The 24,525-nt window shown below is 68.9% G+C and carries 7 protein-coding genes; 4 read left to right on the forward strand and 3 right to left on the reverse strand.

Translation table 11 applies throughout. The features are described 5' to 3' along the window. Positions 1 to 538 precede the first annotated feature (538 nt). The 4 genes from DVK44_RS32205 to DVK44_RS32220 all read left to right on the forward strand — a co-directional run bounded on the left by DVK44_RS32205 (position 539) and on the right by DVK44_RS32220 (position 19,360). Positions 539 to 17,482, forward strand: a complete 16,944-nt coding sequence (locus tag DVK44_RS32205; RefSeq protein WP_114664147.1) for a non-ribosomal peptide synthetase — start codon at positions 539 to 541, stop codon at positions 17,480 to 17,482. Positions 17,483 to 17,532: 50 nt separating this feature from the next. After that, positions 17,533 to 17,745 carry an MbtH family protein gene (locus tag DVK44_RS32210; RefSeq protein ID WP_114665578.1) on the forward strand — a complete coding sequence of 71 codons (213 nt, stop codon included), beginning with the start codon at positions 17,533 to 17,535 and terminating at the stop codon, positions 17,743 to 17,745. Between the two features lie 303 nt (positions 17,746 to 18,048). After that, the gene (locus tag DVK44_RS32215; protein WP_162794170.1) at positions 18,049 to 18,513 is read left to right on the forward strand and encodes an RICIN domain-containing protein; all 465 of its coding nucleotides are present in this window, start codon (positions 18,049 to 18,051) and stop codon (positions 18,511 to 18,513) included. Positions 18,514 to 18,646: 133 nt separating this feature from the next. Further along, positions 18,647 to 19,360: a TetR/AcrR family transcriptional regulator gene (locus DVK44_RS32220; protein ID WP_114665579.1), complete on the forward strand. Its 714-nt coding sequence runs from the start codon at positions 18,647 to 18,649 to the stop codon at positions 19,358 to 19,360. A gap of 76 nt (positions 19,361 to 19,436) precedes the next feature. On the opposite strand, the gene DVK44_RS32225 is transcribed toward DVK44_RS32220, so the two are convergent. The 3 genes from DVK44_RS32225 to DVK44_RS32235 all read right to left on the reverse strand — a co-directional run bounded on the left by DVK44_RS32225 (position 19,437) and on the right by DVK44_RS32235 (position 24,264). After that, positions 19,437 to 21,068, reverse strand: coding sequence for an MFS transporter (locus DVK44_RS32225; protein WP_114664149.1), 1,632 nt, complete (start codon positions 21,066 to 21,068; stop codon positions 19,437 to 19,439). Positions 21,069 to 21,232: 164 nt separating this feature from the next. Then, on the reverse strand, positions 21,233 to 22,651 hold the full coding sequence (locus DVK44_RS32230) for a cryptochrome/photolyase family protein (protein ID WP_114664150.1): 1,419 nt from the start codon (positions 22,649 to 22,651) through the stop codon (positions 21,233 to 21,235). 41 nt (positions 22,652 to 22,692) lie between these two features. Then, positions 22,693 to 24,264 carry an SDR family oxidoreductase gene (locus tag DVK44_RS32235; protein ID WP_228447461.1) on the reverse strand — a complete coding sequence of 524 codons (1,572 nt, stop codon included), beginning with the start codon at positions 24,262 to 24,264 and terminating at the stop codon, positions 22,693 to 22,695. Positions 24,265 to 24,525 lie beyond the last annotated feature (261 nt).

Consider the following 24,525-nt stretch of genomic DNA (forward strand, 5'->3'; position numbering starts at 1 on the left):
GCCGAAGGGGCAGGCGGGACCGGCCGGGCGACACCGGACGCCCGGGCGATTCCCTTTGACCTCTATACGCATTGCGGAATCGACGAGGCACTGGTCGGTTCGACGTACTTCGAAGCGGTTACTCCGCTTTCCGACGGTTCTGGGAACCCGCCCGCTGGATGGGGCAACCCCACTCAGCGGGGCACGATGACGGTGACGTCCGAGAGTGCGGCCGTCTTCACGGATGACGCCGGGCACGAGGTCCACTTCCGTGCCCGGCCGGGTGCGAGCGCACCCAAGCGGGTCTGTGCGTAGGGTGAAAAATTGCCATCAGTGCGGATATTCCAGGTGTTTCGGCTTGTCGGTACTGACGGCGGATATGACAGAACGGTAAACGGTCTTCGCAAATAAACATCAAACACCCTCTAAATGCCTACTTTGCCGAGGATGTTGACAGTGTCCGGTTCCGCTTGAGAGGGTTCCGCTGATCAACATTGTTGCTTAATTTCTTAATCGGTGGCTCCTGGCATGGGGCGCGAGCATTGACCGAGGTGTGGAGATGTCTGGATCCCGTGGTGGCCGTCGTGAATTGATGGCCGGGCAGCTTGGCGTATGGCATGCGCAGCAACTGGATCCGGAAAATCCCATCTACAACATGGGTGAATACATAGAGATTCACGGAAAGGTCAACACCGCATTATTTGAAGCAGCCATCCGAAGGGTCTTCGAAGAGGTCGACTGTTTCGGTATACGCTTCGAGGCGGCCGCAGGGGAAATCCCGCAGCAGTATTTCGACCTGCGGAACGATTGGCCGGTTCATGTGATCGACATGAGCGGTGAGGGCGATCCCCGTTCCCGCGCGGAAAGCTGGATGCGGGCGGACATGCTGCGTCCCGTGGATCTCCGGAGCGGTGACCTGTTCACCCAGGCTCTCATCACGTTGGACGAAGACCGCTTCCTCTGGTACCAACGAATGCACCACATCGCCGCGGACGGACTCGCGGGATCCCTGATAGCCGCCCGAGTCGCCGCGGTCTACACGTCGCTCTTGGCCGGCGAAGCTCCCGCGGACTGTCTGATTCCCTCCAGTTCCGCACTGATGGACGCCGACGCCGATTATCGGACGTCCGCAGAATTCGTGCGGGACCGGGAGTACTGGACGGAACGTCTTTCCGGTCACCCTCAGGCGGTCAGCCTGAGCGGCCGGGAGCCCTCCGCCACGTGCCATGAGCTGACACGTCGTGCGCTCCATATTCCTCCCGACGCCGCCGCGGAACTCAGAAAGTCCGCACGTCGGCTGGGAACAAGTCTCTCCGGTCTGGCCATAGCCGCGAGCGCCGCCTATCTGCATCGGGCGACGGGGCAAGAGGACATCATTCTCGGTGTTCCTGTCATGGGGAGAGCGACCGCACTGCGGGATATCCCGGGAATGACGGCGAATATCGTTCCTCTGCGCCTCGCCGTGCAGCCGAAGGCCAACGTGCGGGACCTGGTGAAGCAGGTGTCCCGTGGCGTGAGAGATGCCTTGCGGCATCAGCGATACCGCTACGAGGACATTCTCAGGGATCTGAAGCTCGTCGGAGGCGGCGGACTTTATCCGCTGCTGGTCAATATCGTCTCCTTTGACTACGACCTGCGATTTGGAGACGCCCCCAGCAGTGCGCACGGACTCGGTGGCATAAACTTCAATGACCTGTCGATCTCCGTGTACGACAGGTCATCCGACGGAAGCATATCCGTGGTTGTCGATGCCAACCCGGATCTCTACAGCCCGGAAGCAGCGCATGAGCATGCTGCGAAATTCCTTGATGTGATGACCTGGATGGCGCGTTCCGCCGCGGCGGAACACATCCACCGGATCACATTGATGAGCCGCTCCGAACAACGTCTGGTTCTCCAGGAATGGAACGACACCGCCCGCGACGTGCCCGCGGCGACGCTGCCGGAGCTGTTCCGGGCCCAGGCCGCCCGTACCCCCGACGCGACGGCGGTGGTCTGCGCCGGCACCGAGGTGACGTACGCCGACCTCAACGTTCGTGCCAATCGCCTTGCCCGGCTGCTGATCGGGCGTGGAGTGGGTCCCGAGTCGCTGGTCGCGGTGATGATGCATCGCTCCGTCGATCTGGTGGTCGCTCTGCTCGCGGTGGTGAAGGCCGGTGGCGCGTATGTCCCCGTGGACCCGGACTATCCCGCCGAGCGGATCGCGTATGTCATTACCGACGCCCAACCCCTTCTGGTGCTCACCAGCGCGGATCTGGCCCCCCGTCTTGGCGGCAGCCACGCGCCGTACGTGGCCGTCGACGACCCCCGGACGGCCGCCGCGCTGGCGAGCCTCTCGCACACTGACCCCACCGACTCCGCCCTGCTGCCCGCCCATCCCGCCTATGTCATCTACACCTCCGGCTCGACCGGGCGGCCCAAGGGTGTGGCCGTACCGCACGCGGGTGTCGTCAACTGGCTGACCTGGTTGCAGGGCACCTACAACCTGACCGCCTCGGACCGGGTGTTGCAGAAGACGCCCTTCGGCTTCGACGTGTCGGTACGGGAGTTCTTCTGGCCGCTGCTCCAGGGCGCGACATTGGTGGTCGCCAAGCCTTCGGGCCACCGCGACCCCGCGTACCTCGCCGAGTTGATCCAACGCGAACGGGTCACGATCGCGCACTTCGTCCCGTCCCTGCTCCAGGTCTTCCTTCGCGAACCGGCCGCCACGGCCTGTACCGACCTGCGCGCTGTGTTCTGTAGCGGCGAGGCGCTCCCCAGCGATGTCGCCGGACAGTTCCGCAACGTTCTGGACGTTCCGCTGCACAATCTCTACGGTCCCACCGAGGCATCGGTCGAGGTCACCGCGTGGACATGTGACGGCGACACGAGCAGGAGCAGTGTCCCCATCGGTCGCCCGGTGTGGAACACCCAGGTCTATGTGCTGGACGCGGCGTTGTGTCCGGTGCCGCCCGGGGTGGCGGGGGAGTTGTACTTGGCGGGTGTGCAGTTGGCTCGTGGGTATCTCGATCGGCCGGGGTTGACGGCGCAGCGGTTTGTGGCCAGCCCGTTCGCCTTGGGTGAGCGGATGTACCGTACGGGTGACCTGGCGCGTTGGAGCGCGGACGGTCAGTTGGAGTATCTGGGGCGTACGGACGATCAAGTGAAGGTCCGGGGGTTCCGGATCGAGCTGGGTGAGGTCGAGGCCGTACTGACCGCGCATGCGTCGGTGGCTCAGTCGGTGGTGGTGGTACGTGAGGACCACCCGGGCGACAAGCGGTTGGTCGGCTATCTCGTTCCCGCGTCCGGTCGTGTGGGTGGTGTGGATACCGCTGTCCTGGGTGCGCACCTCGGCGCGATGCTGCCCGAGTACATGGTGCCGTCGGCGCTGGTGGTGCTGGACGTGCTGCCGTTGACGGTGAACGGCAAGCTGGATCGTAAGGCGTTGCCTGCTCCGGAGTATGAGGCGACCGGTGGTGGGCGGGGTCCGTCGTCGGTGCAGGAGGAGATCCTTTGCGCTGTGTTCGCGGAGGTGCTGGGGCTGCCCTCGGTCGGTGTGGAGGACAACTTCTTCGAGCTGGGCGGCCACTCACTGCTGGCGACCCGGCTCGTGAGCCGTATCCGGTCGGCTTTCGGGTCCGAGGTGCCGATCCGGGCGCTGTTCGAGGCGCCCACCCCGGCTGCCCTGGCGGACCGGTTGACGGTCTCCGGCGCGCGGCGGAAACCGCTCGTACGGGCGGAGCGGGCGGCGTCGGAGCCGGTGCCGCTGTCGTTCGCGCAGCAGCGGCTGTGGTTCCTGGGCGAGCTGGAAGGCCCGTCGGCCACCTACAACATGCCCCTCACCCTGCGACTGACCGGGGCGCTGGACATCGACGCGCTGACGGCCGCCCTGCGCGATGTGATCGGCCGGCACGAGGTTCTGCGCACCGTGTTCGCGACGGTGGACGGGCAGCCGCACCAGCGGATCCTGCCGGCGGCGGACATTCCGGTCCCCCTCGTGGTCGAACGGGCGGCTGATCTGGAGGCCGCGCTCACCGGGATCGCGGGTCACCACTTCGATCTCGCCAACGAACTCCCGCTGCGGGCAAGGCTGTTCACGACCGGTCCCGACAGCCATGTCCTGATGATCGTGGTGCATCACATCGCGGGCGACGGGTGGTCCCTGGCCCCGCTGACACGGGATCTGTCGGCCGCGTACACGGCCCGGTCGACCGGCCGAGCACTGGAGCGTTCGCCGTTGCCGGTGCAGTACGCCGACTACAGCCTCTGGCAGCGCGAGCTGCTGGGGGACGAGACCGACCCCGACAGCCTCCTGACCGGGCAACTGGCCTACTGGCGCCGGGCACTGGCCGGCCTGCCGGAGGAGCTGGCGCTGCCGTTCGACCGGTCGCGTCCCCCGGTCGTCTCCCATCGGGGTGGCAGTGTCGAGCTGACCATTGACGCGCGGCTGCACCAGGAGCTGGTGGAGCTGGCCCGGGTGCAGGGCGTGACGGTGTTCATGGTGGTACAGGCGGCCCTGGCCGTCCTGCTGCACCGGCTGGGGGCCGGAGACGACATTCCGGTCGGCACCCCGATCGCCGGCCGTACCGATGAGGCGCTGGACGATCTGGTGGGGCTGTTCGTCAACACCCTCGTCCTGCGCTCGGACCTGTCCGGCGATCCGACGTTCGAGCAACTGCTGGCCAGAACAAGGGAAGCGGACCTCGGCGCCTACACACACCAGGATGTGCCGTTCGAGCGGCTGGTGGAGGATCTGGCCCCGGCCCGGTCCATGGCCCGCCATCCGCTGTTCCAGGTCATGCTCACCCTCCAGAACACCGCCGAAGCGCATCTCGACCTCCCAGGGCTGAACATCGAGGTGCTGCCTGTCGCGGCCCTTCCCGCCAAGTTCGACCTGGACTTCCAGATCGCCGAACAGATCACCGACGACGGCACCCCGGCGGGCCTGACCGGACTGGTCACCTACGCCACCGACCTGTTCGATGCCGCGAGTGCCGAGGCGATCGCACGGCGCTTCCGTACGGTCCTGGAGGCCGTGACCACGGATCCGTCGGTGCCGATCGGCCGCGTCGATCTCCTCGACGCCGCGGAGCGGGAGCGGATCCTCTCCGGGTGGAACGACACCACCCACGAGGCTCCGCCGGCCACACTGGCCGAGCTGTTCGAAGCCCAGGTCACCCGCACCCCCGACGCGACCGCCGTGGTCTTCGACGGCACCGAGGTGACCTACGCGGAGTTGAACGCCCGGGCCAACCGGCTGGCCCGCCACCTCGTCGGCGGAGGAGCCAGGCCGGAAGAGCGTGTGGCGGTGCTGATGGACCGCTCCACCGACCTCGTCGTCGCCCTCCTGGCCGTGGTCAAGACCGGAGCCGCGTACGTCCCGATCGACCCGGATTACCCCGCCGACCGCATCACCTACACGCTCAACGACGCCCGGACCACCCTGCTGGTGACACACCGGGCCATGACACACCGGGCCATGACGGACCCGGTGGATGACGGTGTGACACGCGTGGTGACGGATGCCCCGGACACCGCGGCGGCCCTGTCCACCATGGCCGGGGATAACCTCACGGACCACGAGCGGGGAGCGGCACTCCTGCCCGCCCACCCCGCCTACGTGATCTACACCTCCGGCTCCACGGGACGCCCCAAGGGCGTAGTGGTGAGCCATGCCGCAGTGTCGTACTACCTCACCTGGGCACGCGGCGCGTATCCCGGGCTGAGCGGCCGGACCGTACTGCACTCGTCGGCGGCGTTCGACCTGACCGTCACCCCGCTGTACGGCACGCTGATCTCGGGCGGTGCCCTGCACATCGCGGATATCTCGCATGGACTCCCCGCCGAACTGGAGCCCACCTTCCTAAAGGTGACGCCTAGTCACCTGGGACTGCTGTCCGAAGGGCCCGCCGGAACCTCCTTCGGACAGGGAGACCTCGTCGTCGGCGGCGAGAGCCTCGCGGGCGAGCAGCTCACACGGTGGCGGTCCGCACACCACGACGTTCTGATCACGAATGAGTACGGTCCGACCGAGGCGGCCGTCGGGTGTGTCACCTTCGTGGTCCGCCCCGAGGACCCGGACACGCCGGGTGGTGTGCCCATCGGACGCCCGGTGCGGAACACCCAGGTCTATGTGCTGGACGCGGCGTTGCGCCCGGTGCCGCCCGGGGTGGCGGGTGAGCTGTACTTGGCGGGTGTGCAGTTGGCTCGGGGGTATTTCGATCGGCCGGGGTTGACGGCGCAGCGGTTTGTGGCCAGTCCGTTCGCCTCGGGTGAGCGGATGTACCGTACCGGCGACCTGGCGCGGTGGAGCGCCGACGGTCAGCTCGCATACCTGGGGCGTACGGATGACCAGGTGAAGGTCCGTGGGTTCCGGATCGAGCTGGGTGAGATCGAGGCCGCACTGACCGGGCTCCCGTACGTGGCCCAGTCGGCGGTGGTGGTACGTGAGGACCATCCGGGCGACAAGCGGCTGGTCGGCTACCTCGTCGCGGCGAGCGGCCCGGAGAGTGTGGACATCGCCGTAGTGCGAAGACGGTTGCAGGGCGTGCTGCCGGAGTACATGGTGCCGTCCGCGCTGGTGGTGCTGGACGCGCTGCCGTTGACGGTGAACGGCAAGCTGGACCGTGGTGCCCTGCCCGCTCCGGAATACCGGACGGCCGGTGGCGGTCGGGGGCCCGCCACGGTGCAGGAGGAGATCCTTTGCACCGTGTTCGCCGAGGTGCTCAGTGTGCCGACGGTCGGTGTGGAGGACAACTTTTTCGAGCTGGGCGGCCACTCGCTGCTGGCGACCCGGTTGGTGAGCCGTATCCGGTCGGTTCTTGGAGCGGAGGTGCCGATCCGGGCGCTGTTCGAGGCGCCCACTCCGGCTGCTCTGGCGGGCCGGTTGACGGCCTCCGGCGCGCGGCGGCAACCGCTGGTACGGGCGGAGCGGACGGAGTCGGAGTCGGAGCCGGTGCCGTTGTCGTTCGCGCAGCGGCGGCTATGGTTCTTGGGGGAGTTGGAGGGGCCGTCTGCGACTTACAACATTCCTGTGGCGCTGCGGTTGCGTGGTGATCTGGATGTTGAGGCGTTGCGGTTGGCGTTGGGTGATGTGGTGGGGCGGCATGAGGTGCTGCGGACGGTGTTCCCGGTGGATGGGGGCAGGCCGCGTCAGCAGATCCTTCCGTCCTCTCCGTCCTTCTCTTTTGATCTGCCGGTGGTGGAGGTGGGGCAGGAGGGTCTGGCTGGGGTGGTTGCCGGGCTTGCGGGGGAGGCGTTTGATCTGGCGGTTGAGGTGCCGTTGCGGGCGTGGTTGGTGCGGGTTATGGGGTCGGGTGAGTGTGTGCTGGTGATGGTGGTGCACCACATCGCCGGTGATGGGTGGTCGATGGGGCCGTTGGCGCGGGATGTGTCGGTGGCGTATACGGCCCGTGCTGCGGGGCGGGTTCCCGGGTGGGTGCCGTTGGGGGTGCAGTACGCGGATTACACGGTGTGGCAGCGCGAGCTGCTGGGTGAGGAGAGTGACCCGGGCAGTCTGCTGAATGAGCAGTTGGGTTACTGGCGGAAGGCATTGGAGGGGGTTCCGGAGGAGCTGGTGCTGCCGTTCGACCGGTTGCGGCCGGCGGTGGCTTCGCATCGGGGTGGTCGGGTCGAGATCCGTGTGCCGGCTGTGGTGCATGCGCGGGTGGCGGAGTTGGCCCGGGCGCGGGGTGTGACGGTGTTCATGGTGGTTCAGGCGGCTTTGGCGGTGTTGCTGTCGCGGGTGGGTGCGGGCAGTGATATTCCGGTGGGTACGCCGGTGGCCGGTCGTACGGATGAGGCGTTGGACGATCTGGTCGGGTTCTTCGTCAATACCCTGGTGATGCGTACGGATCTGTCGGGTGACCCGTCGTTTGTTGGTCTGTTGGAGCGGGTCCGTGACAATGGTCTGGGGGCGTTCGCGCATCAGGATGTGCCGTTCGAGCGGCTGGTGGAGGATCTGGCTCCGGCCCGGTCGATGGCGCGCCATCCGCTCTTCCAGGTCATGCTTGCCTTGCAGAACAACGCCCAGGCCGTACTGAACCTGCCGGGTATCGACGCCACACTGTTGCCCGCTGGCGAGCCGGTGGCCAAGTTCGACCTGTCCTTCAATCTGAGCGAGACCTTCCACACCGAGACCGAGACCGAGACCGACACCGGCATCGGTACGGGCAATCGTCCGGCCGGCCTGCTCGGCGGTGTCGATTACGCCCTTGACCTGTTCGACCGCGAAACGGTGGAGGCACTGGCCGAGCGTTTCGTCCGCGTCCTGGACACCGTCACCGTCGACCCGCACCAGCACATCAGCGCCATCGAGGTACTGGACCCGGCGGAGCGGCACCGTGTCCTGGTCGAGTGGAATGACACTGCCCGGGATGTGCCGGCTGTGACGCTGCCGGAGCTGTTCGAGGCGCAGGCCGTTCGTACCCCTGACGCGACCGCTGTTGTTTTCGAGGACGTGGAGGTGACGTACGCCAACCTCAACGTTCGTGCCAATCGCCTTGCCCGGCTGCTGATCGATCGTGGAGTGGGTCCCGAGTCGTTGGTCGCGGTGATGATGCACCGCTCCGTCGATCTCGTCGTCGCTCTTCTCGCGGTGGTAAAGGCCGGTGGCGCGTATGTCCCCGTGGACCCGGACTATCCCGCCGAGCGGATCGCGTATGTCCTTACCGACGCCCAACCCCTTCTGGTGCTCACCAGCGCGGATCTGGGCTCCCGTCTTGGCGGCAGCCATCCGCCGTACGTGGCCGTGGACGAACCCCGGACGGCCGCCGCGCTGGAGAGCCTCCCGGACACTGACCCCGCCGACGCAGAGCGCCGTACCGCCCTGCTGCCCGCGCATCCCGCCTATGTCATCTACACCTCTGGCTCGACGGGGCGGCCCAAGGGTGTGGCCGTGACGCATCAGGGATTGCCGAGTTTGGCCGTTGTGCAGGCGGCGGAGTTCGGGATCGGGGTGGGGAGCCGGGTGTTGCAGTTCGCTTCCGCGAGCTTTGACGCGGCGGTGTGGGAGGTGGTGATGGCTCTGTGCAACGGGGCGTGCCTCGTGACGGCCGCATCGCACGACGTGCTGCCGGGCCGGGCGCTCGTCGGCCTCGTAGCGGAACGGTCGGTCACCCACGCGCTCGTACCTCCCGCCGCGCTGGCTCTCCTGGAGCCGGACAGTCTGCCGTCGATCACGACCCTCATCACCGGCGGCGAGGCCCTCAGCCAGGGCTTGGCTGCGCGTTGGGCCGAGGGGCGGCGTCTCGTCAACGCGTACGGTCCGACGGAGTCCACCGTCTGCGCCACCGCTACCGGTCCTCTGTGCGCCGACGAACACAACACCCCGCACATCGGCACACCCGTACCGAACACGCGGGTGTATGTGCTGGATGCGGCGTTGCGTCCGGTGCCGGTGGGTGTCGCGGGGGAGTTGTACATCGCCGGTGCGGGCCTGGCCCGTGGCTATCTGGGCCGGCCTGGCTTGACCGCGCAGCGGTTCGTGGCGAACCCCTTCACCCCGGGCGAGCGGATGTACCGTACCGGCGACCTGGCCCGGTGGCAGGCCGACGGTCGGCTCGCATACCTGGGGCGTACGGATGACCAGGTGAAGGTCCGGGGTTTCCGGATCGAGCTGGGTGAGGTCGAGGCCGCGCTGACCGCGCATGCGTCGGTGGCGCAGTCGGTGGTGGTGGTGCGCGAGGACCGTCCCGGGGACAAGCGGCTGGTCGGCTACTTCGTCCTGACCGCTGGTCACCCTGGTGGTGTGGATACGGCTGTCCTGCGCGCGCACCTCGGCGCGATGCTGCCGGAGTACATGGTGCCGTCCGTACTGGTGGTGTTGGACGCACTGCCGTTGACGGTGAACGGCAAGCTGGACCGAAAGGCACTGCCTGCTCCGGAGTATGAGGCGACGGGTGGTGGGCGGGGGCCGTCGACGGTGCAGGAGGAGATCCTGTGCGCCGTGTTCGCGGAGGTCCTGGGGCTGCCCGCGGTCGGTGTGGAGGACAACTTCTTTGAGCTGGGCGGCCATTCACTGCTCGCGGTACGGGTGGTGGAGCTGCTGCGCGCCCGGGGGATATCGGTGGATGTGCGGTCGTTGTTCGCGGCGCCGACGGCTGCCGGACTGGCCGCGTCGGACGGCCGGGCCGAGGTGGCGGTGCCGGAGAACCGCATCCCGGACAACGCCCTGGCTATCTCTCCCGACATGCTTCCCCTGGTGGATCTGACCCGCGAGGAGATCGACCGGCTGGTGGCCCGGGTGCCCGGCGGAGCGGGCAATGTGGCGGATGTGTATCCGCTGGCTCCGTTGCAGGAGGGGATCCTCTTCCACCACCTGATGGGTCACTCGGGTGACGGGACCGATGTGTACGTGCTGCCGGTGCTGCTGGGGTTCGACTCCCGGCAGCGGCTCGACGGGTTCGTGGCGGCCCTTCAGAAGGTCGCCGGCCGGCATGACATCCTGCGGACCGCCGTCCTGTGGGAAGGACTTCCCGAACCGGTCCAGGTCGTCCTGCGCCGTGCCGTGATCCCGGTGGAGAGCGTCGCCCTGCCTGAGGGGCCCGACGACGAGGCGATCGGCCGGATGCTGGCCGCGTGCCCCGGAACGATGGACATCCGCCGGGGGCCGCTGCTCCGCGTGTACACGGCGGCCGAGCCGGTGAACGGCCAGTGGCTCGCGCTCGTCCAGGCCCATCACCTGATCGCGGACCACACCACCCTGGATGTGCTGCTGGCGGAGGTGCGCACGTTCACCGAGGGCCGCGAGGGCACTCTGCCCGCGCCGCTGCCGTTCCGTGACTTCGTTGCCCAGGCCCGTCTGCGGGTCGCGCCGGAGGAACACCACACGTACTTCTCCACCCTGCTGGGGGACGTGACCGAGCCGACCGCGCCGTTCGGCCTGCTCGACGTCCGCGGCGACGGCACCGGTGTGGCGGAGGCCCGTCGTGTGATGGATACGGAACTCGCGCGGCGGCTGCGGGACCAGTCACGTCGGCTGGGCGTGAGCCCGGCCACGGTCCTGCACGTGGTGTGGGCGCGGGTTCTGGTCGCCACCGCGGGCCGGGACGATGTCGTCTTCGGTACGGTCCTGTTCGGCCGCATGGCGGCGGGAAGCGGCGCGGACCGCGTTCTGGGTCTGTTCATCAACTCCCTTCCGGTACGGGTACGGACGCAGGGCGCGCGGGTGCTGGACACCGTCCGGTCGGTGCAGAACCAGCTGGCGGACCTGCTCGCCCATGAACACGCCCCCTTGAAGCTGGCCCGGCAGGCCAGCGGCATCAAGGCGGACACCCCGCTGTTCACCTCCCTGTTCAACTACCGGCACTCCAGGAACGCCGCGCCGGGGGCGGACAACCGCCTGGACGGCGTCGCGATGCTGTACTCCCAGGAGCGGTCGAACTATCCGATCGGGCTGAACGTCGACGACACCGGTGACGGCTTCATCCTCACCGTGCAGGCCGCCGCACCGATCTCGGGCGCGTCACTGTGCGCCATGGTCCACACCGCCGCCGAAGGTGTCGTCACCGCCCTGGAATCGGCACCGGACCAGCGGATCAGCACGGTCGACGTCCTCGATCCCGCCGAACGGCACCGTGTCCTGGCCGAGTGGAACGACACGGCCCGCGTTGTGCCGGCTGTGACGCTGCCGGAGTTGTTCCAGGCACAGGCCGCTCGTACCCCTGACGCGACCGCTGTTGTTTTCGAGGACGTGGAGGTGGGCTATGCGGAACTCAACGCTCGCGCCAATCGCCTTGCCCGGCTGCTGATCGATCGTGGAGTGGGTCCCGAGTCGCTGGTCGCGGTGATGATGCACCGCTCCGTCGATCTCGTCGTCGCCCTCCTCGCGGTGACCAAGGCCGGTGGCGCCTACCTGCCCATGGACCCGGACTACCCGCCCGAGCGGATCGCCTACGTCCTCGCTGATGCCCGGCCTCTACTGGCGCTCACCAGCGCGGACCTGGCGGCTTCCGGCCTCGGCAGTGGAGAACTGCCGTACGTGGCCGTCGACGACCCCCGTATCGCCACGGTGCTTGAGGGCCTCCCGGACACCGATCCCACCGACGGCGAGCGCCGAAGCGCTCTGCTGCCCGCGCATCCCGCCTATGTCATCTACACCTCTGGCTCGACGGGGCGGCCCAAGGGTGTGGCGGTGACGCATGAGGGATTGCCGAGTTTGGCCGTTGTGCAGGCGGCGGAGTTCGGGATTGGGGTGGGGAGCCGGGTGTTGCAGTTCGCTTCCGCGAGCTTTGATGCGGCGCTGTGGGAGGTGGTGATGGCTCTGTGCAACGGGGCGTGCCTCGTGATGGCCGCATCGGACGATCTGCTGCCGGGCCAGGCGCTTGTCGGTCTGGTCGCGGAGCGGTCGGTCACCCATGCCACCCTGCCCCCTGCCGCGCTGGCTCTCCTGGAGCCGGACAGTCTGCCGTCGATCACGACCCTCATCACCGCCGGAGAAGCCCTGAGCCAGGGCTTGGCTGCGCGTTGGGCCGAGGGGCGGCGTCTCGTCAACGCGTACGGTCCGACGGAGTCCACCGTCTGCGCCACGACCACCGGTTCTCTGGCAGCCGATGAGCACAACACCCCGCACATCGGCACGCCCATCGCCAACACGCGGGTGTATGTGCTGGATGCGGCGTTGCGTCCGGTGCCGGTGGGTGTCGCGGGCGAGTTGTACATCGCCGGTGCGAGCCTGGCCCGTGGCTATCTGGGCCGGCCTGGGCTGACCGCGCAGCGGTTCGTGGCGAACCCCTTCACCCGGGGCGAGCGGATGTACCGTACCGGCGACCTGGCGAAATGGAGACCGGACGGTGTTCTGGACTTCCTGGGGCGTACGGATGACCAGGTCAAGGTCCGGGGTTTCCGTATCGAGCTGGGTGAGATCGAGACCGTACTGACCGCGCATGCGTCGGTGGCGCAGTCGGTGGTGGTGGTACGTGAGGACCATCCGGGGGACAAGCGGCTGGTCGGCTATCTCGTTCCGACCGCCGGTCATGTGGGTGGTGTGGATATGGCTGTCCTGCGTGCGCACCTGGGCGCGATGTTGCCGGAGTACATGGTGCCGTCCGCGCTGGTGGTGCTGGATGTGCTGCCGTTGACGGTGAACGGCAAGCTGGACCGCCGGGCTCTGCCTGCTCCGGAGTATGAGTCGACGGGTGGTGGGCGGGGGCCGTCGACGGTGCAGGAGGAGATTCTGTGCGCCGTGTTCGCGGAGGTGCTGGGGCTGCCCTCGGTCGGTGTGGAGGACAACTTCTTCGAGCTGGGCGGCCATTCACTGCTCGCGGTGCAGCTGACCAACAGGATCCGGACGACTCTGGGGGTGGAGGTCGCGATGCGGGCGCTGTTCGAGGCGCCGACCGTGGCCGGACTCGCGCGGCGGCTGACTGATTCGGGGGCGGTACGTCCCGCGCTGGTGGCGATGGCACGGCCCGATTCGGTGCCGCTGTCGTTCGCGCAGCAGCGGTTGTGGTTCTTGGGCGAGTTGGAGGGGCCGTCTGCTACTTACAACATTCCTGTGGCGCTGCGGTTGCGTGGTGATCTGGATGTTGAGGCGTTGCGGTTGGCGTTGGGTGATGTGGTGGGGCGGCACGAGGTGCTGCGGACGGTCTTCGCTGCCGATGAGGGCAGGCCGCGTCAGCGGGTCCTTGCTCCGTCCTTCTCTTTTGATCTGCCGGTGGTGGAGGTGGGGCAGGAGGGTCTGGCCGGTGTGGTTGCTGGGCTTGCGGGGGAGGTGTTTGATCTGGCGGTTGAGGTGCCGTTGCGGGTGTGGTTGGTGCGGGTTGTGGGTGCGGGTGAGTGTGTGTTGGTGATGGTGGTGCACCACATCGCCGGTGATGGGTGGTCGATGGGGCCGTTGGCGCGGGATGTGTCTGTGGCGTACGCGGCCCGTGCTGCGGGGCGGGTTCCCGGGTGGGTGCCGTTGGGGGTGCAGTATGCGGATTACACGGTGTGGCAGCGCGAGCTGCTGGGTGAGGAGAGTGACCCGGGCAGTCTGCTGAATGAGCAGTTGGGGTATTGGCGGAAGGCGTTGGAGGGGGTTCCGGAGGAGTTGGTGCTGCCGTTTGACCGGTTGCGGCCGGCGGTGGCTTCGCATCGGGGTGGTCGGGTTGAGATCCGTGTGCCGGCGGCCGTGCATGCGCGGGTGGCGGAGTTGGCCCGGGCGCGGGGTGTGACGGTGTTCATGGTGCTTCAGGCGGCTTTGGCGGTGCTGTTGTCGCGGGTGGGTGCGGGCAGCGACATTCCGGTGGGTACGCCGGTGGCCGGTCGTACGGATGAGGCGTTGGACGATCTGGTTGGGTTCTTCGTCAACACTTTGGTGATGCGTACGGATCTGTCGGGTGATCCGACCTTCGTCGGTCTGTTGGAGCGGGTCCGTGACAATGGTCTGGGGGTGTTCGCGCATCAGGATGTGCCGTTCGAGCGGCTGGTGGAGGATCTGGCGCCGGCCCGGTCGATGGCGCGCCATCCGCTCTTCCAGGTCATGCTTGCCTTGCAGAACAACGCCCAGGCCGTACTGGACCTGCCCGGCATTCACACCGAACCCGTGTCCACCGGTGAACCGGCGGCGAAATTCGACCTGTTCTTCGCTTTGAGCGAGACCTTCCACACCGACACCGACACCGACACCGACACCGACACCGACACCGACACCGACACCACCACCGGTACGGGTAACCGTCCGGCCGGTCTGCTCGGCGGTGTAGATTACGCCCTTGACCTGTTCGACCGCGAAACGGTGGAGACGCTGGCCGAACGCTTCGTCCGCGTCCTGGATTCGGTGACCAGGGAGCCGCACCAGCGGGTCAGCGGTGTGGAGGTGTTGTCGGCGGCGGAGCGGCACCGGGTGGTGACGGAGTGGAACGACACCGCCCAGGAGGTGCCCGGGGCGTCGCTGCCGGAGCTGTTCGAGGACCGGGCCGCGCGGCAGCCGGACGCGGTCGCGGTGGTCTTCGGTGGCGTTGAGGTCACGTACGCACAGCTCGACGCGCGTGCGAACCGGCTCGCCCGGTTGCTGATCCGTCGCGGTATCGGTCCCGAGCGTATCGTCGGGCTGGCCGTACCCCGTTCGGTGGACCTGATCGTCGCTCTGCTGGCCGTCCTCAAGGCGGGCGCCGGCTATCTGCCGATCGATCCGGAGTACCCGGCCGAGCGGATCGCCTTCATGCTGGCCGATGCCGTCCCCGCGCTGACGCTGACCACCGCGGAGGCCGCCGGACGCGTGGCCGCCGGGCCCGTACTGCTGCTGGACGACCCGCGCGTTGTCGCCGAACTAGGCGCACTGCCGGCCGGCGCTCCCGGCGACGAGGAGCGGACCGGTCCGCTGCTGCCGCAGCACCCCGCGTATCTGATCTACACCTCCGGTTCGACCGGGCGTCCCAAGGGTGTGGTGATGTCAGGTGGCGCGCTGGTCAATCTGATGTCCTGGCACGCTTCCGCCATCCCCGCCGAGGCCGGTTCGCGGGTCGCCCAGTTCACCGCGATCAGCTTCGATGTCTCGGCCCAGGAGATCCTTTCCACTCTCCTGGACGGCAAGACTCTTGTGATTCCGGACGAGGAGACCCGGCGTGACCCGGAAGCGTTCGTGACATGGCTGCGGGAGCAGGAGGCCACCGAGCTGTACGCCCCCCAGATGATGGTGGACGCGCTCGGTGAGGCCCTGGCGGAGCGGGGCACGGAGCTGCCTCGGCTGCGCCATGTCTCGCAGGCCGGTGAGGCCCTTGTGCTGAGTGACCGGGTCCGTGATCTGTGCGGGACGGCCGGGACGGTGCTGCACAACCACTACGGTCCGTCCGAGACCCATGTGGTCACCGCCCATACCCTGCCCGCGGACCGGTCGGCATGGCCCGTGGGTACGGCGCCGATCGGCCGCCCGGTGTGGAACACCCGGGTCCATGTCCTGGACACGGCTCTGCGGCCGGTGCCGGTGGGTGTCGCGGGGGAGCTGTATGTCTCCGGCGCCCAGCTGGCCCGCGGCTATCACGCCCGGCCCGGCTTGACCGCACAGCGGTTCGTCGCGAATCCCTTCACTCCGGGCGAGCGGATGTACCGTACCGGCGACCTCGTCCGGTGGAACGCCGAGGGTCAGCTCGTCTATCTGGGGCGTACGGATGACCAGGTGAAGGTCCGTGGGTTCCGGATCGAGCTGGGTGAGGTCGAGGCCGCGCTGAGCGCACATCCGTCCGTGGCCCGGGCAGCGGTGACGGTGCGTGAGGACCGACCCGGTGACAAGCGCCTGGTCGGCTATCTCGTCCCCCACGGTGTTACGGCCGACGCCGGTACCACCAGCGGTGACAGCGACACCGCGGGGTGTGATCCGGCTGCCCTGCGCGCCCATCTCGGCGCGATGCTGCCGGAGTACATGGTGCCGTCCGCGCTGGTGGTGCTGGACGCGCTGCCGCTGACGGCGAACGGGAAGCTGGACCGACGGGGACTCCTGGCGCCGGAATACAGCTGGTCCGTGCCGAGCCGGGAGCCTTCCTCGATCCAGGAGGAAGTCCTGTGCGGAATTTTCGCCGAAGAGCTGAATGTGCCGCACATCGGCGTTGACGACAACTTCTTCGAACGTGGCGGGCATTCACTTCTGGCGGTCAAGCTGGTGAGCCGGATTCGTTCGGCCATGGGTGTCGATGTCTCCCTCCATATGCTGATGGAAGCGCCCAGCGTCGCCGGACTCGCGCATCGGCTCAGCCTTCCCGCGATGAAGGAATCACTCCGTACACTTCTTCCCATCAGAACGCACGGGAGCCTGCCGCCTCTCTTCTGTGTCCATCCGAGATCCGGGCTGAGCTGGTGCTTCGCGCCGCTGGCCGGATTCGTCACTCCCGGTATTCCCCTGTACGGCCTTCAGGCGCGGGATGTCGACGCCGCGGGGGAGCTGCCGGGATCCATCCGGGAGATGGCGGAGGAGTACGTCAAGGAGCTGCGCGCCGTGCAGCCCGCCGGTCCCTACCGTCTGCTGGGGTGGTCGATGGGAGGCCGCGTGGCTCAGGAGATGGCGGTACAGCTCCAAGAGGACGGCGAGCACGTGGCACTCATCATCATGGGAGGCTACGCACCCGCCCCGATCGGCGCACTTGCCTCGGACGAGCTCGGCCGGGAGTCCGCGGAGACCATCCGCCGGGCGATCCAGGAACGGGCCGGCGCCGATGGCGACGAGCATGCGGAGATATCGGAAACGATCGACGAGGCGCCTTCCCTCCACGATCTCGCCGGACTTCCGGACTACTTCCGCAGTGAGATTTCGGACGAGGAGGCCGAGGTGAGGGCGAGGATCATCGCGAACAACACCCGTATCTACGTGCAGCATTATCCGCGCAGATTCCACGGTGATCTCCTCTTCATTTCTTCGGACGAGCTTGAGGACGGTTGGGGCCGCGCCATGTGGCAGCCCTATACGTCCGGCCGGATAAGTGAGTCCCGACTGCCCTGTTCGCATGACGAAATGGCCGATCCTCCCATGCTCTCTCTGATGTGGGGGGCGATTGCCGGTTGGCTTTCGCAGGAACGGCCCGGAGCCGGCCGCCCCGATTCCGCTACGCCCTGATACCGCACGCCTGATACTGCTACCTCTGAGTGATGGAATAGGACTGAATGATGACGAACCCTTTTGAGGACCAGGACGCCACCTACCTCGTGCTGAAGAACGAGGAGGGCCAGTTCTCGCTCTGGCCCACCTTTGTCGATGTGCCGGACGGGTGGGAGCCGGTCTTCGGGGAGGCCGACCGTCAGGCATGCCTCGACTTCATCGAGGAGACATGGACGGACATGCGCCCCAAGAGCCTGATCGACGCCATGAACGCCGGCTGAGCGGCCCACCGGGCTCCGCCGTCGGCCTCCGGCTCCCCCGTGTACCGCGGGGGAGCCGGAGGCCGTTCGCGGTTACGCATGAGTACAACTCACCTGTAATACAAGCGACTTGATCTGGCGTCAGAGCCAGTGCACTATTGCCACCGGATACACAGCGGGCAAGCAACCGGCGGATACGTCGCACACTGCCTGGCGATCCCTCCCCCCGTGCCGTGCTCCTCCTCGACGGACGCGCGGGGTTCACGAGGTATGACGCGGCGTCTGCGCATTCGCTGCGTGTGCACAACGAAAAGAGAGCCCACCATGACGAAGAGCAGAGTGTCCCGTTTCGCCCGCCTCGCCACCGCCGCCCTCGGGCTCAGCGTGCTGGGTATCGGACTGGCGCCCACGACGGCCAGCGCCGCGACCGGAATCATGCTGGTCCAGTCGGCCACCTGGCGGTGTCTGGACTCCAACTACTACGGAGAGGCGTACACCCGCCCGTGCAGCAGCTCGAACAGCTACCAGAGGTGGACGGCCACCAGCAAGAGTGAACTCAAGAACGTGGCCACCGGGGCCTGTCTCACCGCCACCGGCAACTTGATCTCCACCAGCACCTGTTACGGCAGCACCAACCAGATCTGGACCGAGGTGCCGGCCAGTAACGGCAGCAGCGTGCTGTTCAACAAGAGGAGCGGGCTCGTCCTGGACGGCAACGCGGCCGGCGCTGTCTACGCCCTGGCCAGCAACGGCGGCGCCTACCAGAGGTGGGTCCCCGCGTCGTCGTAGTCCTGACGTCTCCAGCACGCGGTGTGTGTTCCCCGACAGCGGCAGCGGCAGCGACACCGACACCGAGCCGCTGTTCACGGGGCCGGCCGTTCCCGGATTCGCTCCACGGACCGGCCGGGGCCCGCGTGCCAGAATGGCGACGCCCGTTCTCCGCCCTGACACCATCGAGGTTCCCGTCGTGTCCCAGCCCGCCGGCCGTGTACCCCAGCGAAGCAACGCACGGTCCAACCGGGCACGCATCCTGGCCACCGCGCGCCAGGAACTCGGGCGGAACCCCGATGTCACCCTGGAGGAGATCGCCCGCGCCTCCGGTGTCGTACGGCGCACCCTTTTCGGGCACTTCCCCGGGCGGGCCGCGCTGCTGGACGCGCTGGCCGAGGAGGCAGCGGAAGCGCTCCAGGCAGCCGTGGCGGTCGGCGCGAGGGGTACGGAGCCGGCCGAACGGGCGCTCGCACACTTCTCGTTGTCGCTCTGGCCCGTGGGCGACCGGTACCGGATGCTTCTGGCACTGGCCCGGCGGGACCTCGGCGCGGAGCGTGTCGCCGGGATCCTGGCGCCCGCCCGGGTCAGGGCCACGGCCATCGTGGAGCGGGGGCAGCGGGACGGTGTGTTCCACTCCCAGCTGCCGGCCCCGGTGCTGAGCGCCGGTCTGGAGGCGCTGACGGTCGCGCTGCTGGAAGAGGTCAACTCCGGGGCCCTGGCGGACGACGGCACCCGGGTGGCCGTCACCACGCTCATCGCGGCCGGGGTGGCGGAGGAGCGCGCGCGGCTCGTGGTCGACGAGGTAGCCGCGGACGGGGTGGCCGTGGACGGGGTGGCCACGGCATCGGACACGCCGGTCGACTGAACAGCGATACCGCGCCGTTCACCCCGGCGATCGAAAGCCCCAGCGATCGAAGGACCCCCGCGCTCGGCTCCGGGGCTCAGGCGTCCACGGTCTCGGTCCGTGACCCGGTTGCCTCGGCGGCCTCGGGCGCCTCGGCCCTCTCCTCCCCGCCTCGCGCCGCGTGGTGTCCGCGGCCGGGCAGGACGGCGATGACGATCACGGTTCCGGCGGCCATGATGAGGCCGCCGATGAGACTGGTGTGGGCGATGGCGTGGGCGAAGGACTCGTGCACCGCCCCCAGCAGCGTCTGGGCCTGCTCGACACCGCCCTGGGGGTTCCGGGCGACCTGTTCGGCGACCGCGACACCGCCGCCCACCGAATCCTTGGCCGTGTCCATGGCCGCGGCCGGGAGCCGGCCGCCGGCCAGCTCCGTCAGCCTGTCCTTGTAGGACGTGGCGAGGAGCGAGCCGAGGATCGCGATGCCCAGGGAGGCGCCGAGTTCCAGCGCGGTGTCGTTGGCACCGCCGCCGACGCCCAGCTCGTCCTCCGGGAAGGAGCCCATGATGGTGTCGGTGGCCGGGGCGAGGCTCAGGCCGATCGCGAGGCCGAGCAGCAGCAGGGGCGCCAGGAAGCCGGTGTACGTCGAGCCCGACTCGATCTGCGTGAGCAGGAGGACGCCTGCCGTGCCGATCACCATTCCGGTGCCCACGACCAGCTTCACGCCCAGCCTCGGCGCCAGCCTGCCGGTGACCGCGGCGCCCACGAAGACCGCGCCGGCCAGCGGCAGCAGACGGATGCCGGTCTCCAGGGCGTCGTAGCCGAGGACGAATTGCAGGAACTGGGTGGAGTAGTAGATCGAGCCGAAGGTGCCGAAGAAGAAGAACAGCACCGCGATCATCGAGCCGCTGAAGGGGCGCTCCTTGAACTTGCGGACGTTCAGCATCGGGTTCGGATGCCTCAACTCCCAGCCCACGAAGGCCAGCAGGCCCGCGCCGGCGACCACGGCCGCGCTGACCGGGCCGACGCCCCAGCCGAAGTGCGGGCCCTCGATGGTCGCGTACACCAGAGAGCCGACCGACACGATCGACAGCAGCCCGCCTATGTAGTCGATACGGCCCATGCCCGCCGCCTTCGACGGCGGTACGAGGAGCAGCGCGCCGAGCACGCCGAGGACGGCGACGGGCACGTTCATCAGGAACGTCGAGCCCCAGGCGTGGTGCTCCAGCAGCCAGCCCGCGGCCAGCGGGCCCGCGGCTATGGCGAGACCGGAGGTCGCGGACCAGGCGGTTATCGCCTTGGCGCGCTCGGCCCTCGGGAAGATCGCGACCAGCAGTGAGAGCGTGGCCGGCATGACGACGGCGGCGCCGACCCCCATGATCGCGCGGGCGGCGATGACCAGGTTGGTCCCGTCGGCCAGGCCGCCCATCACCGAGCCGCCGATGAAGATCACCAGGCCCAGGACCAGGGCGCCCCGGCGGCTGTACTTGTCGCCGATCGCGCCGAGCACGAGCATCAGCGCGGCGTACGGGACGGTGTAGCCGTCGATGACCCATTGCAGATCGCTGCTGGACAGCCCCAGGTCCCGGGTCATGTCCGGCGCGGCCACGATCAGCGACGTGTTCGCCATGACCACGATCAGCAGGCTCAGACACAGGACCAGCAGGGCCCACCAGCGGCGTGGGTAGGGCCCGGTCATCTTCTCGACAGGCGTGTTCGCGACGAGCGGCATCGTCAGGCTCCTCGGCAGGAGGTGAAGCGGAGGCTTCGGGGTGTGGATTCGACGGAGAGGCGGGCCGTCGCCGGCAGTGGGCGCGACACCGGGAGCGCATTAATTGCTCACTGATGTGCAGATTAGTTTATTGCTCGCCGGTGTGCAAATACCGATCGCCGCGCTCAGTCCTGGCCGCGCGCGTGCCGGAAGCGGGCCAGGCCGTCGGCGAGGTCGATCAGGGGCCCCGGGTAGTCCGGCCGCGCGGGGTCGTCCTCGCGCAGCCGCCACGGTTCGTGGACGAAGGCGGTCGCCACGTCGCGCAGCTCCGGCACCCAGCGGCGGACGTACGCGCCCTCGGGGTCGAACCGCTTTCCCTGGCGTACGGGGTTGAGGACGCGGTTCGGGCGGGTGTCGGTGCCGGTTCCGGCGACCCACTGCCAGTTGAGCTGGTTGTTGACGACATCGCCGTCCACCAGGAGGTCCAGGAAGTGCCGGGCGCCGACCCGCCAGTCCACGTACAGCGTCTTCGTCAGGAAGCTCGCCGCCAGCAGGCGTGCCCGGTTGTGCATCCAGCCCTCGTGGCGCAACTGGCGCATCGCGGCGTCCACCACCGGATAGCCGGTACGGCCCTCCCGCCACGCCGTCACGTCCTCGGCCGCGTCGTCCTCGGTGAGCCAGCGGTCGTGCCGGGGACGGTAGTCGCGTACCGACGTCTCCGGCCGGGAGCACATGACCTGGTGGTGGAAGTCGCGCCAGCACAGCTGGCGCACGAACGCCTCCGCGCCGGGACCGTCCTTCGCGCGGGCCCGTCCGACCAGCTCCACCGGGGAGAGGGCTCCGAAGTGCAGATACGGGGAGAGCCGGGAGGTCGCGTCGCCCGCCAGGTCGTCGTGGCGCGCCTCGTACGCCGGAAGGTCCGCGCGGGCCCACCGGGAGAACCGGTCGCGGCCACGGGTCTCCCCGCCCGGGGGCAGCCCCGGTGAGGTGCCGGGGACCCGGTCGCGGGAAGGCAGCGGCTCGCCCCGCACCGTGTCCGGAACCCGTACGGCGCGCGGAGCGGGCAGAACGGCGCGCAGCCGCTCCTGCGACCAGCGGCGGAAGTACGGGGTGAAGACGGCGTAGTGGTCGCCGCCCGACGGGGTCACCGCGCCGGGGGCGAGGGCGGTGATCACCGCGTCGTGCACCCGCAGCGCCACCCCGCGCGCGCCCAGGACCTCGCGCAGCGCCTCCTGGCGGTGCTGGGCGTAACGGGTCACCCCGGCCGCCAGGTGCACTTCGCTCGCGCCGCACTCGGTGACGACCGCCGCCACCTCCCGGACAACGGGTCCCGTGCGCAGCACGAGCCGGCCGCCGCGACGGCGCAGCGAGGTGTCCAGATCGACGAGGCAGTCGCTGAGGAAGGCGACCCGGTTCGGCGCGTCGAAGCCGGCGGCGTGCACACCGGGATCGCGTACGAACAGCGGCACCACCTCGTCGGCCGCGGCGAGCGCCGCGCGCAGCGGCGGATGGTCGTGCAGCCGCAGGTCGGAGGTGAACAGGACGACGGCGACGGTCCTGGGCGGTGCCGTCCTGGGCCGTGCTGTCGTGGGCGATGCTGTCATGGGGGGTGCTCCTGACGGGTGACGCGCCGGGGCGACCGGCCCTACCGTCCTACACCGTCCGGGCCGCGCGGCGCGCGGACACGCCCGGTGCCCGGCGCGTCCCGGCGCGCGCTCGTGCCCCTGGCGGCGGCCCGCGTGATGTTGCGGGCCATACCGCCGAACACCACGGCGTGGAAGGGGGAGACGGACCACCAGTACGCGTGGCCGGCCAGTCCGCGCGGGTGGAACAGCGCGCGCTGCCGGTAGCGGGTACGGCCCTCGTCGTCCGTCTCGGCGGACAGCTCCAGCCACGCGAGACCGGGCAGCCGCATCTCCGCCCGCAGCCGCAGCAGATGACCGGGCTCGATCTCCTCCACCCGCCAGAAGTCCAGCGAGTCACCGACCCGCAGCCGCTCGGCATCGCGCCGTCCCCGGCGCAGCCCGACCCCGCCGACGAACCGGTCCAGCCAGCCCCGGACCGCCCAGGCCAGCGGGAAGGAGTACCAGCCGTTGTCACCGCCGATGCCCTCGATCACCCTCCACAGCGACTGCCGTGACGCGTCGACCGTCACCCGCTGTTCGTTCTCGTAGAGGCTGCCGCCGGCCCAGTCCGGGTCCGTGGGCAGCGGATCGCTCGGCGCGCCCGGGACGGCGGCGGACGACCAGCGGGTCGCGACCTGGGCCTCCCGCACCCTGCGCAGGGCCAGCGCCAGCGCCTCGTCGAACGGCAGGGGGCGGCCCGGCGGATCGGGTACGTACCGGGCGATGTCGTGCTCGTGGCACACCACCTCGTGACGGAGCGACTCGGTCAGGGGCCGCGCGAGGGAGGCGGGCACCGGGGTCACGAGACCGACCCAGTGGCTGGACAGCCGGGGCGTGAGCATCGGCACCGGCACGATGATCCGGCGCCGCAGCCCGGCGACCTCGGCGTAGCGGAACATCATCTCGCGGTACGTCAGGACATCCGGCCCGCCGATGTCGAACGCCCGGTTGACGCCGGCCGGCATGGCGGCCGAGCCGGTCAGATACCGCAGTACGTCGCGTACCCCGATGGGCTGCGTCCGGGTGCGCACCCAGCTGGGCGTGACCATCAGCGGCAGCCGTTCGGTGAGATAGCGCAGCATCTCGAACGAGGCCGAGCCCGAGCCGATCACGACGGCCGCCCGCAGCACGGTGGCGGGCACGGGTCCGTCGAGGAAGATCCGCCCCACCTCGGCCCGGGAGCGCAGATGCGGGGAGAGCGAGGCTTCGGGGATGCCCCGGGGGGTGAGTCCGCCCAGGTAGACGATCCGCCGCACACCGGCGGCGTGTGCCCGGCCGGCGAAGAGAAGCGCCGCCCGGCGGTCGGTCTCCTCGAAACCGGCGCCGGTGCCCAGCGCGTGCACCAGGTAGTACGCGACATCGATGCCGCGCAGGGCGGCGTCGAGCGAGCCGGCGTCGGTGACATCCCCCCGGACCGTCTCCACGTCCGGGGCCCACGGGTGGTCGCGCAGTGTGCCGGGGGAGCGGGCCAGACAGCGGACCCGGTGGCCCGCCGTCAGCAGCTCAGGGACCAGACGGCCGCCGATGTACCCGGACGCCCCGGTCACCAGGCAGTGCGACCGTTCGGGGGCCGGCTGTCCGTCCGTATCCACGATCGCTCCCTCTCGGTACCGGGGTCCGCCGGGGCGGTCGGCCCCTCTTCTCATCACACCATGGCGGGCGGAACACGGCTCGGGCCGCCGGGTGCGGGCCGTACGGGGGCGGGTCCGTCCGACGGCGTGTCAGGCTCTGTCAGAACCGGAGCGGACCGCGGGGGTGTCTCCGTAGGGTTCCGAGCGCGGGCGTGGCCGAACGCCTCGGGTTCTGTTCGCCGGTGGGCGTGTCGTACCGCGGGTCCTCCCGGCCCGGGGGCC

The organism is Streptomyces paludis (genome assembly GCF_003344965.1).
In the GTDB taxonomy this organism is placed as follows: domain Bacteria; phylum Actinomycetota; class Actinomycetes; order Streptomycetales; family Streptomycetaceae; genus Streptomyces; species Streptomyces paludis.